This window comes from Acinetobacter sp. GFQ9D191M, assembly GCF_011174875.1.
Classification (GTDB): domain Bacteria; phylum Pseudomonadota; class Gammaproteobacteria; order Pseudomonadales; family Moraxellaceae; genus Acinetobacter.
Genome location: NZ_JAALGV010000003.1, coordinates 1 through 14,838 on the forward strand (window position 1 = coordinate 1; position 14,838 = coordinate 14,838).

At 34.5% G+C, this 14,838-nt stretch carries 15 protein-coding genes; 8 read left to right on the top strand and 7 right to left on the bottom strand.

Annotated features, from left to right (window positions below; all coding sequences use genetic code 11):
- Both G5T77_RS01005 and G5T77_RS01010 read left to right on the top strand, forming a co-directional pair.
- A partial coding sequence (locus G5T77_RS01005) for a hypothetical protein (RefSeq protein ID WP_205683234.1) occupies positions 1 to 354 on the top strand: 354 nt, incomplete at its 5' end.
- Positions 347 to 1,420 carry an ATP-binding protein gene (locus G5T77_RS01010; protein WP_166135810.1) on the top strand — a complete coding sequence of 358 codons (1,074 nt, stop codon included), beginning with the start codon at positions 347 to 349 and terminating at the stop codon, positions 1,418 to 1,420. The genes G5T77_RS01005 and G5T77_RS01010, both read left to right, overlap by 8 nt.
- Before the next feature lie 87 nt (positions 1,421 to 1,507).
- Here G5T77_RS01010 and G5T77_RS01015 read toward each other — a convergent pair whose 3' ends face one another.
- The 3 genes from G5T77_RS01015 to G5T77_RS01025 form a co-directional block, all read right to left on the bottom strand.
- Complete coding sequence (locus tag G5T77_RS01015; protein ID WP_166135807.1) at positions 1,508 to 1,822, bottom strand: BrnA antitoxin family protein; 315 nt, start codon at positions 1,820 to 1,822, stop codon at positions 1,508 to 1,510.
- Complete coding sequence (locus tag G5T77_RS01020; protein WP_002042420.1) at positions 1,785 to 2,096, bottom strand: BrnT family toxin; 312 nt, start codon at positions 2,094 to 2,096, stop codon at positions 1,785 to 1,787. The genes G5T77_RS01015 and G5T77_RS01020 overlap by 38 nt, the downstream gene beginning before the upstream one ends.
- 271 nt (positions 2,097 to 2,367) lie before the next feature.
- Positions 2,368 to 2,655 carry a hypothetical protein gene (locus G5T77_RS01025; RefSeq protein WP_227607595.1) on the bottom strand — a complete coding sequence of 96 codons (288 nt, stop codon included), beginning with the start codon at positions 2,653 to 2,655 and terminating at the stop codon, positions 2,368 to 2,370.
- A 14-nt stretch (positions 2,656 to 2,669) separates the two neighbouring features.
- Between G5T77_RS01025 and G5T77_RS01030 the strand changes: the two genes are divergently transcribed.
- Both G5T77_RS01030 and G5T77_RS01035 read left to right on the top strand, forming a co-directional pair.
- Positions 2,670 to 5,081: a membrane-bound PQQ-dependent dehydrogenase, glucose/quinate/shikimate family gene (locus tag G5T77_RS01030; RefSeq protein WP_032060263.1), complete on the top strand. Its 2,412-nt coding sequence runs from the start codon at positions 2,670 to 2,672 to the stop codon at positions 5,079 to 5,081.
- 231 nt (positions 5,082 to 5,312) lie between these two features.
- The gene (locus G5T77_RS01035; protein ID WP_166236165.1) at positions 5,313 to 5,696 is read left to right on the top strand and encodes a transposase; all 384 of its coding nucleotides are present in this window, start codon (positions 5,313 to 5,315) and stop codon (positions 5,694 to 5,696) included.
- Positions 5,697 to 6,020: 324 nt separating this feature from the next.
- Here G5T77_RS01035 and G5T77_RS01040 read toward each other — a convergent pair whose 3' ends face one another.
- Both G5T77_RS01040 and repM read right to left on the bottom strand, forming a co-directional pair.
- On the bottom strand, positions 6,021 to 6,575 hold the full coding sequence (locus G5T77_RS01040; protein ID WP_171521860.1) for a plasmid replication DNA-binding protein: 555 nt from the start codon (positions 6,573 to 6,575) through the stop codon (positions 6,021 to 6,023).
- A 68-nt stretch (positions 6,576 to 6,643) separates the two neighbouring features.
- Positions 6,644 to 7,579: a replication initiation protein RepM gene (gene repM / locus G5T77_RS01045; protein WP_166135801.1), complete on the bottom strand. Its 936-nt coding sequence runs from the start codon at positions 7,577 to 7,579 to the stop codon at positions 6,644 to 6,646.
- A 2,013-nt stretch (positions 7,580 to 9,592) separates the two neighbouring features.
- Here repM and G5T77_RS01050 point away from each other — a divergent pair.
- The 3 genes from G5T77_RS01050 to G5T77_RS01060 all read left to right on the top strand — a co-directional run bounded on the left by G5T77_RS01050 (position 9,593) and on the right by G5T77_RS01060 (position 11,622).
- Entirely contained in the window at positions 9,593 to 10,525 is a 933-nt protein-coding gene (locus tag G5T77_RS01050; RefSeq protein ID WP_166135798.1) for a hypothetical protein, read from the top strand.
- 9 nt (positions 10,526 to 10,534) lie between these two features.
- The gene (locus G5T77_RS01055; protein WP_166135795.1) at positions 10,535 to 10,741 is read left to right on the top strand and encodes a hypothetical protein; all 207 of its coding nucleotides are present in this window, start codon (positions 10,535 to 10,537) and stop codon (positions 10,739 to 10,741) included.
- A 212-nt stretch (positions 10,742 to 10,953) separates the two neighbouring features.
- Positions 10,954 to 11,622, top strand: a complete 669-nt coding sequence (locus G5T77_RS01060) for a hypothetical protein (RefSeq protein WP_166135792.1) — start codon at positions 10,954 to 10,956, stop codon at positions 11,620 to 11,622.
- A 65-nt stretch (positions 11,623 to 11,687) separates the two neighbouring features.
- Here the strand turns inward: G5T77_RS01060 and G5T77_RS01065 are convergent, their stop codons facing one another.
- Entirely contained in the window at positions 11,688 to 12,515 is an 828-nt protein-coding gene (locus tag G5T77_RS01065) for a J domain-containing protein (protein WP_166135789.1), read from the bottom strand.
- Positions 12,516 to 13,567: 1,052 nt separating this feature from the next.
- A complete protein-coding gene (locus G5T77_RS01070) occupies positions 13,568 to 14,080 on the bottom strand; it encodes an SMI1/KNR4 family protein (RefSeq protein WP_166135786.1) in 513 nt (170 codons plus the stop codon).
- Positions 14,081 to 14,405: 325 nt separating this feature from the next.
- Between G5T77_RS01070 and G5T77_RS01075 the strand changes: the two genes are divergently transcribed.
- Entirely contained in the window at positions 14,406 to 14,798 is a 393-nt protein-coding gene (locus G5T77_RS01075) for a hypothetical protein (protein WP_166236167.1), read from the top strand.
- The last annotated feature ends 40 nt before the right edge of the window (positions 14,799 to 14,838 follow it).

The following is a 14,838-nucleotide window of genomic DNA, read 5'->3' on the forward strand; positions in this document are numbered from 1 at the left end:
ACAAACCCGGTACGGTTCATAGTTAAAACCTTAGTAGATGAAGGTTGGATACATACGAAATTAGTAAAAGATATCACAACATTGGACAGTCCATTAATTACTGGGAATGATATTTTTTTCATTGATATTCAGGGGGTAGGAACTAAACTTTTTCATAATGAAGGTATTGGGTTAGCTAATATTATTCAAGAGCGCCATCCAGAAAAAAAAGTCATTCTCTATTCTGCTGAAACAACTGGAAATCGATTCGATCCTACATTAAGAAAAGTTGATGCGGTGTTAGAAAAAAATGCTGAACCTTATGAATTTATTCAATTAGTAGAAAAATTTGCTAGAGAAATTAGTAATGCATAAGCAGAATGACGATGTACGAATTCATTTATTAGATGCTAGTAGTAATACTCTATTTTCTAACTTATTAATTTCTGAAAAAGACAAGATAGAAAGCTTATCTTTATCTTCTAATCAGATTGTAAAAAGTGGGAATTCTAGGGTTGCAAAAATCAATACAGATCATTGCACACTATATGTAATTTCAAGTAATGAAAACTATGTGAAAAGCTCTCAGAAGTTCAAAACATTAGTCTCAACTTATGAGGCTAGTCTTGAGAGTTTGTATACTACTTATATGCAAATGCAAGAAACTAGCAATAGAAATACTTCAAGATTATTGCATAACGTTGTGTCTTTAAATGCTCATAATATTCAAGAATTTTTTAGTTTAATTCCACAATCAGAATTAATGAAGCAACAACAGCAAAGGCAAATTATCTTTGTTGAAAATAAAATTAAAAACAATCTCAGAGAGGTTGCTAAAATTTTATTAAGAATGGCAAAAAATAATGCTGCGATAAAATCTGAATTTACAGTCTTTAATAAGTTGATTGCGAAACAACAAAATTTGAGAATTGATGAACATAACGTTCATAAAGTAATTAGAACAGTTATTGATATGTTCTTTCTAGATTTAATTGAAAAGGAAATCCGTGTTAATTTTATTTCATATACTGATGAAACTTATGGATATTTTGATTTTGAATGTGTTCGAGTCGCTTTATACCACATACTTCAAAATACGGTTAAGTATGCTTTAAATAAAACTGATTTGAATATCCATTTACAGGAAGATCATAGCAAAGAAAATATCCTAATACGTTTTGAGATGACGAGTCTTAGAGTACTTGAAAATGAAAGAGAACGTATCTTCGAGGAAAATTATTCGGGTGATTTAGCACATAGAACGGGTAAGAAAGGTGGGGGGTTAGGACTTTATATATCTAGGCAAGTATTGAAGCTAACAAAAGGTGAACTTCAATTTTATCCATCAATTATGTGTCAAACCCAAAAAGGGAAAAAGATGTTACAAGATGAATTTGAGGAAAATAATTTTGTAATTATTTTACCTAAAAAATCGAGCTAAAATTGAATAATATTTTTGTTAATAAATTCTAAAGTTAACACAATACACGTTATACGAAGTCAAAAATGGGAGCTTAAGCTCCCATTTTTATTGATGATTTTTTAATTCTTTGAGCATAGCATCCCGCAAAATTTTATTCATTCGTGTTTGATAGCCTTTGCCTTGGGCTTTTAGCCACTGCATGACATCTGCATCGATGCGAACCGTAGTTACTTGTTTAGTCGGCTTGTAAAATGGATTTTGCACTGCATTTTTCCAAAAACTTTCATCGAGTTCAGGAATATCTGAAAAGTCTATTTCACTGTCTGGGCGTTTAGCCAGGGCTTCGAGTCTTGCCTTTTGTTCTTCAGATAAGACAGGAGGTTTATTCAAATCTACTTTGTAAGTAACGGTTTTGTTCATACTGTTTCCTCTCTTTTTTCTCTGCCTGTCGTGCTGAAATAATACGGATATGATCAATCCCATTATGATCTTGTACAGTATGAGCCACCAATAAAACTGTCTGCCCGTGTACGAGACCTATCGCTTGCCAACGATATTCACCATTTTCAAAGCGATCCTGTTTGAAGACGGCATGAGCATCATAAAAAACTAAGGTTGCATCTTCAAAAGCTACACCATGTTTTTTGAGGTTTGTTTCTGCTTTATGCTCATCCCATGAAAACTCAATTTCCATAGTTGCATCGCTTTTTGTTAATATAAAAATGTTAATACAAAATTGTAAATTTTGCAAAGGTTTTCCATTTTCTATTGGCAAAATCTTACAGAATCGATCATAAAAAAGCCGACTTGTTTCCAAGTCGGCTTTTGAACATCATCGAGCAAATAATTTATATCATAAGTTTTTGATTTTTATATGTTTCAATTTGTGCATTTCGTATAACGCCCATTATGTTAAATGGAATTAGTTTTAGTAATTTTAAAGTCGGATATAAGATGTTTTTTATTCATACATTAGAATATTGACTGAACATATATTTCATATGATATGAAGTAATTCCTAAACCTAAAGCCATGAGCATGGTTAGAGAAGTTAGACCCACCATAGAACAAAATTTATCTATTATAATTCCACCAACCCATGGCATGATCCCAGCCAATAAGTATCCAAAGGACTGGGTTATTCCACTTAGCCGTGTTGCTAATTGAGTACTAGATGCGAACTCAATAGGTAAAATAAGGGCTATAGGAAATAATCCTCCTGTAGCAATGCCTAAGCTAATTACAGCCCACATCAAAGAGACAATATATGAGTACCGAATACACTGCACCTTCTGAAAGGGCAGGATCAAAAGTTTATCGCTTTTTCGTAATACTTCTACATGTGTTAATCGCATTATTCTTAATTATCCAAGGTGGAAAGCTTGTTAGCTTAGGTGGCTCAAGTTATTACCTTATCGCTGGTATTGCCTATCTACTGATTGCTATTTTATATACATTTAGAAAAGTAATCAGCTTATGGCTATCCATTTTAACTTTCATCGCAACAGTTATATGGGCTATTTCCGAAGTACAAGTTTTTGACTTCTGGCAGTATATTCCCCGTCTAGTTGTTCCAACGGTTTTATTTGTACTAAGCTTATGGGCAAGCCGTAGTTTAATAACACTTTCAACAGAAAAAGTGACTTTTGCTAATCGTGTTGGTTTAGTTGGCTTTATTGCTTGTGTTATAGCTTTAATCTCAGCTTTTTTTCCCCATGGAAAAACTCTAAATCAAGTTAATATTGCTCAAGATCGTAATTTAACTAAACCTACAGCAGAAAATCCTGATAATTGGGAATATTTTGGTCGTAGTGGTAGTGGTACCCGCTTTGCCCCTTATACTGACATTACTCCTGATAACGTTAAAAACTTACAAGTTGCATGGACTTACCATACTGGCCGACCAAAAAATATTGGAGTCGATGAAAATACTCCAATTCAAATTGGTAGCACACTGTACTCATGTACTCCAACTAATATTATTACTGCGATTGATGGTGATAGCGGTAAAGCACTTTGGAAATATGATCCAAAAGCAAAAACAGCTGAACACATTACCTGTCGTGGTGTTGGTTACTATGATGCGACTCATGATAAAACGCTTTCAAAAGCAGATTTACAAACTCCTAGTATTCAAGCCTGTCCACAACGAATTTTAACATCTACAGTTGATGGTCGTTTAATTGCATTGAATGCAAAAACTGGTGCTTTATGTCCTCAATTTGGAGTAAATGGCCAAGTTGACCTGTTAAATGACATGGGTCCTACTGAAAAAAGTAAACGCTACCATCCAACCTCTACCCCATTAATCGCAGGGCATGTTGCCATCTTAGGCGGTTGGGTTCGAGACATTACTCATGGTGAACCTTCTGGCGTAGTTCGTGCTTATGATGTACGTACTGGTAAACTAGCCTGGGCTTGGGATGTAGGTAATCCAGAATTATCTGGACAACCTAAAAACGGCTTTACTCTTGAAACCCCAAATATGTGGACAATTCCAACTTACGACAAAGATTTAAATCTAGTATATCTACCTACTGGAAATGGCCCCCCTGATTACTGGGGCGGTGATCGTAATGCAGCAAAAGAAAAATTTGGCTCAGCAGTAGTTGCTGTAGATGCAACGACTGGTAAGACTAAATGGTCATATCAAATTGTTCATCACGACGTTTGGGACTACGATTTACCTTCTCAACCAGTTCTTTACAACGTCACCAATGATAAGGGAGAACAAATTCCTGCCCTTATTCAAACAACAAAAATGGGACAAATTTTTGTATTAGATCGACGTACAGGCCGACCTGTTACTAAAGTTATTGAAAAGCCCGTACCGACTACCGGTCAAGCAGAAGGAGAAAAACTATCTCCGACTCAGCCATATTCTGTAGGTATGCCACAAATTGGTAATGACACTTTACGTGAAAAAGATATGTGGGGTATTTCAACTTTTGATCAACTCAATTGCCGTATTCAGTTTAAAGATTCGGTTTATCAAGGGTTATATACACCACCTAGTGAGAAACCATATATTGAATGGCCAAGTTTATTAGGCGGAATGAATTGGGGGGGTATTTCAATTGATGAATCAACAGGTTTAATGTTCGTCAATGATATGCGTATGCCTTTGCGGATGTCTTTAGTTCGTAAAGAAGATATGGGGAAATACAAAATATCTACCGATGAAGTTCCTGGATTTATGGGAACAGTACGCCCACAATTTGCAGGCCCGTACGCTGGAGTAAAAATTGATATTATGCAATCAGCATTAGGGGTACCTTGTAATCGACCACCTTTCGGTACGATGTCTGCGATTGATTTAAAAACCAAAAAGTTGGTATGGCAAGTACCAATGGGAACAGCTGAACAGCTTGGCCCATTAGGTATTAAATCACATCTCCCAATGCCATTAGGAATGCCAACACTAGGTGGTCCTACTTCAACAGCTTCTGGCTTGGTATTCTTTGCAGGTACGCAAGATTATTATTTACGTGCTTTAGATTCCAAAACTGGTAAAGAAGTATGGAAAGCTAAATTACCCGTTGCAGCTGTTGCAGCACCTCTAATTTACAAATCACCAAAAACAGGTAAGCAATATGTAGTTATTTCTGCAGGGGGTGCGAGCCACTCAAAAGATGTAGGTGACTATATTATTGCGTTTGCTCTTCCTGATCAGAAGTAACCGAAATTAGCCAAGATAGTCGTCTAAATTTTAGAAATCTAATTTTGGCTTAAGGGTAATTTAGAAACCTCTACCTTGTACGAAACACTAAAAAGCTGGCTTGTTATCAAGCCAGCTTTTTAGTGGGCACCACCCTCATAAAACGGTAAGCGTCCGCTGAACACACCTTATGAATTCATCCTATAAGCCTTAATTTAGTCCCCACTTAGAAACAAGTGGGGACTTAAATTTATGACTACAAATAATCAGACATCCATCGCATCTCTTGCGAAAAAACGAAGAACATACAGTGCTGAATTTAAACAGCAGATCGTTCAGGCTTGTAAAGCACCGGACGTTTCAATTGCTTCAGTCGCTTTGCAACATGGATTGAATACAAATCTTGTATCCAAATGGATTCGCTTAATTGATGCTAAGCCAGGGAATGATCGCTCATCACTACCAAATAAACCTGCATTTATTCCCTTATCTTGCTCTGCACCATTAGATCCTACTCCTACTGACATGTTAACGGTTCAAATTACTTTACCCCACTCAAGAGCAGAAATTGGCTTGAAATGGCAAGTATCAGAAATATCTGCTTTAGCAGAATTACTCAAGGCACTTGCAACATGATCCGTATCGATGAAATCTGGCTTTCTACCCAACCTCTGGATATGCGAGCAGGGATGGATATCCAATTAATTCTTCATTTCCTTTACCACTTTGGGTTGATATGAGTATGAAAGGAGAAGTAGAAAATTAATTTGTATTATTTCTAAAATTAACATAATACACCTTATACGAAATGCTTTATAATTATCCTTATAATTCAACGCTGTAGTTCCTAGTTGATAGCCCGAGTTTCCATGACCGGGCTTTTTTTATGATTTTTCACGTTCCACGTCTATTCTTTGATCAATGTTTCACAACTTTGATTAGCTCAGTTGAATAGTACCCTTAGCCATTCGGCAGAAAAAATCGGCTCCAGAAGCCTCTTTTTGGCTGTTCCGGCTCTACCTGCTCCGGCACGGGAATCCGCTTATTTTCTGTCTGCTCCGGAGTAGTCAATCCGTCATGTTTAGCTTCTGCTGTGTCCAGTTCGGGATCTGTTTTGACCATGCTTGATTGCACTGGTTCTTGATCGGTAAACGTAGTCATATTAGGTTTCGGGGCTTCTAACAGTCGTTGTATTGCTTCTATTTGATTGTCTTTTGCTTCTAGTTGTTCTCGTTGGAAAACCTCTCGCTCATGTGCAAGTTCTAGTTGTTTTTTCAGAATGTCTACTTGCTGTTTTAGCATGTCTACTTCTGTCTCTTTTTGTACCGATGTAGACTGTAACGTGGCTACATTCTTGTTGTTGTGCGATGGTTCGCCAAATACTCTTATAGCTTCTGATAGATCTATCTTTCCATCACTATTTTTTGATAAATCTCCTTTATTTATACGCTTATAGATACTTTGTCGATTCATTCCATAGAGTTGAGCTAATTCAATAACTGATAGTGCTTTCATCATGTAACCCAAGTAAAAATCTGTATGCCAGTAGACAGTATTTAGTTATGTAACGTTACATCAATGATTTAACGGTAGCCAACTTTTTCAAGATAAGGATGTAATTCTTGAAATTTAGTCGGATCTTGAAGCATTTCCGCAATTCTTATTGCAAATTGTTGATAGCTTTCAGTGCCCTGAGAGTATTTACCCATTTCAGGTAATTCCGAAAGCTTGTTAGCAAATAGGTGGCGTTGAGCATCTGTAATTCTGGAAAAAATATCTAATGTATTAGGATCTTTTTTACGCTCTATAGCTTTGTTCATATTTCTTTTCTGTTTAAAGCTAAAAGAGAACCCTGAAATAGAGCGCCCTTCTTTATGTTGTTCTACTTTAACGATGATATCTGTATGTTCATTTATCTGTTTGACTGCTGATTCAAGTACACGTCTTTTAAATGTATCTAACCTTGGGTAATCATCTGACGTTAAACCAAGCTTTGAACGAAAGTCAGAAACCTCAAATATAGGAGTCTTACCGACTTCGCGCCATGCTATAAGTAATTCATAGAGTCGAATGGCATATTTTCCTGTTAATTGGGAAACTTGTTTTAACTGATAACTTGTAAATTGTTTTTCTAAACGTGTAATTAAGGGTACTACATCCATTGTAAAAGTAACCTCTAAGGTTGCAGCATCATCAATATAAGAAATATTTTGAACCCATCGAGAGATTACTTTCTTTGATTTTCCTGTTTTTTCATCAATTGTTTGATAGCTAAACTGTCTACCAAAAAGGTTAGTAACTGCTGTTTTTAGGGCTTTGTAGGCGGCATGTTTATTAACATTAAATCTGCTCATATAGTCACTGGCATGGATCCGTAGCCTAGTGTTTGCATCAATCCCTGTTCTTGTTTCTCTTGCTTGTAAGATAGCCAGTAGAATTAACCGTTGTTCTACGGTATCCAAATTATAACTCGCATTAATTAAAGCGTTATCTTTTACTATTAATTCACTGGTAGGCATTTGCTACACCTTTATTATACATGCTGTTATTACACCATCATTAATCAATGGTGTAAATAGGTGACTTTTTGGTGTTGTATAGGTGACTTTTTGGTGTTGTATAGGTGACTTTTTGGTGTTGTATAGGTGACTTTTTGGTGTTGTATATCCTTTGTATGTATTATAAATAAAGGCTCTTAGCATATCTAAAAGTATTTAAAAACATTAAAAATAATTAAAAGCCTTTCAAATGAAAAATTGCCCTATGTTTTCGCTACGCTCAAACTCTATTGAATCTCGCTTTCGCTCGATTCGAGGGGCAATTTTTTGGCGTATATTTTCGTGAATTTGAAAAAAAGCAAAAGCAAGAATGAATTCGCTTCGCTCATAAAGCTTTTTTGCTCGCTTCGCTCGATCTAGACATCAATTTTCTGCAAGTGATTTACTATTTTTAAGATTTTGATATTAAAAAATTGTTTTTCAGAGAGTCTAGGCGCAACTTTTTGTATGTTCGCTCGTAGACACTCGCTCTGTAATAACGATTAGACGCAAAAAATAGGGGGTATTCGCGATTTTTCACTGATTACCAATAAAAATCTATATTGAATAGAAAAACGTGCTTAAAACGCAAATGAGAGCGAAATAGGAGAACAGTTTAGAGTCGTGTTCAGGACTTTGGCTCTATTTTACGAGTGAGTGAACTCGAATAGCTTTGGCTATTAATCTTTGATGTTTTAACGTGCATCACCATTACCGCGCCAACGCCTAATTTTTTCTCAGTAGCCAAACTTTAAAAAAATTAAATTTGCTGTTTTTCAGTGTTCTACATTACAGAAGCCAATCTGTTAGGGAAGCCAATCCCAAGCAAAACACTGTTTTAGATATTTCACATCAACCACCATCGGCTCAGACTTTCGTTCATCTAAACTTTTGTTTTACCAAAAGAAGCGCTTACGTTTTTATTCGCTCGAACTGATATATCAAGTTAAATAACAACCTGAATCTACTAATCTGATCTCCAACACTCATAAAGATTCTCACGAACCACAACCTTGCATGTTGCCTGCACTTCATTTCAAAGATGCCATGCTCAAAACGGTCTTGAGTGCGTCCCAAGTTATCCAACCTTGTCTTAACGTGTAGATCGCTTATCTGCTGAATTTGCTCTGTGTTCCATGTTCCGCCCCCCGTAGTTCCAAGAAATTAGGGGCATTAATACAGTTTACAAATCGTCAAAGCAGGTAAAGCACTTTCACTACCAAATGCGAGTTTGACCGTTTAAAACGGCTGACACGCAATTACAGGCTTGAGCTATCCATTGATCTCAGCTTTGCAGCTTGGAATGTCATCACGACAAATTCACCAAACTACAGTCTGAGTACCGATTGCGCCATCTTTCGACTTGCAACCCTGTTACGTCACCGTAACCGCAAAAGCCCACCTGTTGGTCATACGTCTGTTATCGCTAACAGCTCGTAGGGTTTATTAACGAGTTTATCCATCCTTGAAAACTCTCAACCTCTCAAAATTGGCAGGGTTTACTTAGTCGCCTAAGTTCCCGTGTCCTTGTCGCCCAACTACAGTTCCCCGACCTAAAAGAAGATCGAATGGAATGAGTAGAAAAGGGGAATCACACCCCTCAGCCCTCGTTGCGGCCGCGCCAGCTAGATTTCTCACGCACGCAGCTACACCGATGTAATTCATCAAAATGGCAGTAATGATGAATCGGCAGATGCTGATTCTCGAAAGGTTGGCTAAACCCTTGAGAATCAGACAAAAATATCTAAAAAACAAAGGTTTGGCAGACCTAATAAAAACAGCAATATCTAGATCCAAATTATCAGATTGCAGGGATTGGGTCAAATCGCTAGGAACTACTAAATTGTTAAATCCCAATAAGGAATTTATCATCAATTTTTTTAAAAATTTAAGGTATTAAATTCTGTGATTTAAAATTAAATCACTTTAAATCTCTATTGTTAAATTCCAAAAAAAAGGCTACTTTGACTAAAAGAAGCTCTTTGGGATGTTGTTATGATCTATTTTTCAAATTTTTCTACATTAGCGATGCAAAAGTTACAAGATGAAATAACAAGATCGAATTGTGTTCTTTTTGCTGAAGTGAATATGAAGTTTTATGATAACGAGGATTTTATAAAATTTGTTGAGAAATGGACTGAGCGTTATCAGCTCACGCTATCTCCAAAAGAACGTTTTAAACAAAAGAAAAAGGGTCATCCTACCTTTGATTTAATCATCAAGCCGAATCTGGTGGGTGATGAAAATTTCACAAAAGACTTAATGCTTTTAGCTAAGACTGAACCTGAAACCTTCGCTCGTTCTGATTTTGATTTTTTAAATCAATCTGAACATTATTTACAGATGAAGTTCTTTTTATTCTGCAATATTGATAGTCCTCAAATCTATGATGGGCTTATTCCTATTGATCAAGTGAATAACACGCTGAAACAGCATATTGATGGGGTTGAAAAGTTTTCCTATGTCTTTGATTCACCAATTCAATTCGGAAATTATGAGCTTGTACGTTTAACTCAAAAACGCTCAATCAGAGACGATTTAGAGGAACGTGAAAAAAATGCTTCCGATTGGACTTGGAGGATTGGATCTGAATCTTATAGCAAGGTGCAGAAACAGGGTGAGGTACTGATTAATCGTTGGAATCAGTGCATTGAAAAATCTGAGGAAGAAAAACAGGCATATTTTGAAAAGCATTTGAAAATCTTGGAGGGCTATCTTGGTTTTAGAGGAGTTCGGAAACAGGTCGGGACTTTATGGGCTAAGGAGCGTAAGGTCTTTAAGGCAAAATATGGTGAAAAATATTTGCCCTACTATCGTCCTTTAAAATTGAATTATGTTCAGCGTCTTAAATCAGGACTTAACGCAAATGCAGAGCCATTGGAGATGATTGAACACATGAAAAAAGCAATTCAAAGTGCAGTGAAATAGGAGGTTTAGATGGATATTGCATCCCAGAAAACGACTGAAAAATTTGGAAAAATTCCAAATTTATTTAAATCTAAGTTTCTATTCTTCTTTTTAGGCTTTTGGTTGATGACAACGGCTTTTTATTATGCCGGTGTTGTTCCTAGTGATGACTATTCAGTGATCTCAAAAGCTCTGCTGTTACTTGCTTTAATCTCTTGTTTTTTAGGGAAAAGGTAAGCTATTAGACTGGTCATTTCGTATAACGCGTATTATGTTAATTTTAGATCATCTTCATTAACTAATTTTATTTTTTATATGTCCCAATCTACTGGCTAAAATACACAACAAAAAATAAACCTACTTTACTTTTCCTGAAAAAACTAAATTCAACAATTTCAGCTATATAAGTGTTACTTTTGCTAAATTAATGACTTTTTAAGGATTGATTTGTGAAGAAAGCTATTTTATTTACTTTTTTATTTACTTTTTTGTCACCAGCTTTTGCAATAGAACAGAATTTTAAAATAGAAAATAATTTAGATATCAATAGGTTAAAGATTGAAGAAGATAAGTATGTAGAAGTCATTAATTCTATAGTTGAAGATGTAATGGAAAATGGTATTTATTTCACTATGGGAGAAAAAAAAATATTAATGGATGGTGTTAATTACAAATATCAAGTACAGGATGTTAACGCGTTTTTAAAAAAAGAAGTTTTTAGAAGAAATGTAGAAAAAGCTAAAGTTTTTAAATCAAAAGCATTACTCTATCAAGCGATGCTAAGATCTAAAAATATTGATAGTAATGGGAATGCTTGGATCTCACATGGTTGGGCTACTTCGAAAACTTGTTTTACATTTACTCTTTTAAATAAAAATAAACAACCGATGGGTGATTCTGCTGATTTTTTAATAAAAAGAATGTTCACTATTTATGATTTTGTAGAAAATCACCTTATCAGTGGTGGATATATTCCGTATGATCCAAACACTTTGCAAAAACTTATAAATGATCCTAAAGATATATTATTAGCAGAAGGTGATTTTTATGAGCGAGTTAGTCTCGAACAGTTAGCACAAATAGGTGAAATCTCATTAAAAGCTTTTCCATGTCATTGAATTATTAAGAGAAAAAGCGTTTTGTATGAATATATAATTATTCATACAAAACTTAAATTTATTAATTAACTAAAAAAATCCTCATTACTGATTGAAAGTTTCTCTGATTCTTTTTCTTTTAAATTATCCTGCTTAACAGGCTCTTTTTCTTTTAAATTATCCTGCTTAACAGGCTCTTTTTCTTTTAAATTATTCTGCTTAATAGGCTCTTTTTCTTTTAAATTTGGCTCTTCGTTAAAAGTATTTTGCTGATCAATGATATTAGGTCTTTCTTCAATCTGTTGGTTTTCTTCAACAAAATCATCTTCTTCAATCTGTTGATTTTCTTCAATAAAATTATCTTCTTCAATCTGTTGATTTTCTTCAATAAAATTATCTTCTCCAATCTCTTGGTTTCCTTCAACTGATATTTCTTCTAATTGTTGTACTGAAGTATTTGATGAAGTTAGTTTCAAATAACTACCAATAATGACGAATAAAAAAATTATCAATAATGATGATAGAAAAATATGTTTATTATCTTTAGCAGATTTCTTAGCATCTTCTCGGGCATCATGCTCTGCCTTTTCTCTAGCAGACTTCTTAGCATCTTCTCGGGCATCATGCTCTGCCTTTTCTCTAGAAAATTTTTCACCTTGAGACTTTGAACTATATTGCGATTCTTGTCTTTTTTTAAAAGTGATAAATGATCTCAATTGTTCATCATACTCAGACCTTTTTATCTCATTCAATAATGTATCTTTTATTTCATTCAAAAATTTCATTTTGGCTTCAGCATCATCTGCTTTGTAGCGATCTGGATGAAATTTTTGAGCCAGCTTTCTATAAGCATATTTTATTTCTTGACTAGAAGCCTGATTAGATACATTCAGAAATTGGTAATAGTCAATCATTGTTAAAACTTATATCTGAAAAAAAACTAATTTTTTCAAAATTTTAACAAATTAGATAGACCATTTTTTCGAAAAGCTACTAAAAGATGATACTGATTAAACCTACTAAAAATATTTCTCTAACGGTTGTATCTCAGCTCTTTTAGGTTAGATTTTAGAAATTAAATGATCAAAAGCCTGTTTCAAATAATAACTAAAGATAAAAATTGAGTATAAAAAATTTGATATTAAATAATTTTTTTTTATAATTCAGATAAAATTTTCTATATTTGAAAAAAATGGTAATTCTTAGCGTTGGAGTAATTATTTATCAAATAATTATTTTTATTATTGTTACTGCATCTGGCAAAAGAGGGAGATGGATAGTTACTCCTATCGTCTGCTTATGGACCATCACTCATGTCTTTTTCCCACCCTTAATGATTCTACAGTTTTGTGTTATAGCATTTGCATTTGCTTGTGCGGGAGTCTAGAAACCGGCCATTTAACATAATAGAGGTTATACGAAATGCTTTTTAAAATATCCTTGTTTTTCAATAACTTAAAAATTATCACTCACCCCAAAAAACAGCAAAAAACCGACTTGGAAACAAGTCGGTTTCTTTTTAAGCAATTTTGATACTTCTTGCCAATAAAATTGATCAATATTTAATCAATTTGTCATTTTTCTCTGCGTTATCAAGACAGCGCTGGCTTAAATTATCCCCAATTTCTGCGGACAACTCTTGGGATAAAAATCCACCAATTTTGTACGCCTGAGCGCACATGAATTTAGGGGTTTTGCGGATATTCACAATCCCTTGTATTCAATATCATGAAGTCATAAGAGAACAGGACGTTCCACACAATAATAACAACATAGATACGCACAAGGACTGTTAGGTACGACAGGAGTCATGCCAAGCGAACCAATACGAAAAAGCCCGACAGGATGTCGGGCTTTTTATTACTGACTCTTTTGAATCAAACTGGTATACACCTCTAGAATGCCAATTTTATTTGGCTAAAATCTATTTTTTGACGAACTTTATATTCCAGATATTCGATTTTATCTATTGTTCTAATTGATCTGTAAAATTTGATAACCATTCTGTAAAAGTATTGGCTTCCTTCTGGACTTCAATATCTTCATGCCAGTACTGGACTACTTGTCCAAATTTTCCATCTTCAGCAGGATCAAGATCTAAAAAATAAAGATCACCATTCCCTAAATCAATGATTGGAATCCATTTCAGGTTCCAACCTTCCCCTTTAATCCCATTGACGGATGGCGCTCCTTCCATATCTTCAAATACCCCACTTTCGAATATATCCTTCATTATTTCCCATATTTGAAAAATACGTGAAGTGGATAAAAACTTAGCATCATTAAACAGTCCGTCAGCATTACCACGTTGACCATTGTGGACTTTTAAACAAGCGAGAAAATCTTCTGGAAGTTTGACACCAATTTTTTCTTCTAAATTTGAAATCTCTGCATCAGTCGCTGCTGGAGCAAGGTCAGCTAATATAGATGGGTTAGTTTTTTCTAATATATTTTCTAATTTTTGCCAATTTTTTTGCACTTTAAGTTCCTATAAAAATTTATAATTTAAAACATATCTTTAGTGATGATTTAGAGTCTGTTGATATTTGCTTTTTAGAAAATAGCGAGAAAGTAAAATTTAATCGCCAAACCAAATAGACTTCTCACTATTCCTCAAACTAAGCTGATTGATCAACATTGATCTAAGTTAAAAGATATTATCGTAAAATTAGATTGATTTAACAAAAATATTTCGCATAAGAGATTTTATGTTAAATAAGCTTAGTGAATAAGATCAATTACTTAATAAGTATCTTATAGATTATAATTATTTCAATAACTTAATTAATCTTATAGTGATAAGTATGGTTTGGGATTGGGTAGTTGCAAATAAAGAGTGGGTTTTATCAGGTGTTGGCGTAGCCGTAATAATTATTTTTAAGGATTTCATAGTGTCACTTATAAAGTTTTTGTGGAATAGATTATTTGGTGAGTCTAATCAAAAAAGTATTCCTGTAGCTAATGTTCCACCAAGTGTTACTAATCAAATAATTATTGGAAATCAGTCGGTTAATCAAGATTCTAGTGTTCCTACACAGGCACCAGTTATTTCTACACAGGCACCAGTTATTCCTACACAGGCTAATTCAATGATATCGATGGCTGATTTGAAGAAAAAAACTCACATTCTTTTTGTAGATGATAAAACTTTCAAAATAGTGAACCGTACCGGGTTTGTCGGAGACTTTTTTATTTAAGTTAGGCCACCTGACCTAACGGGTTAATCTTATCATAGTA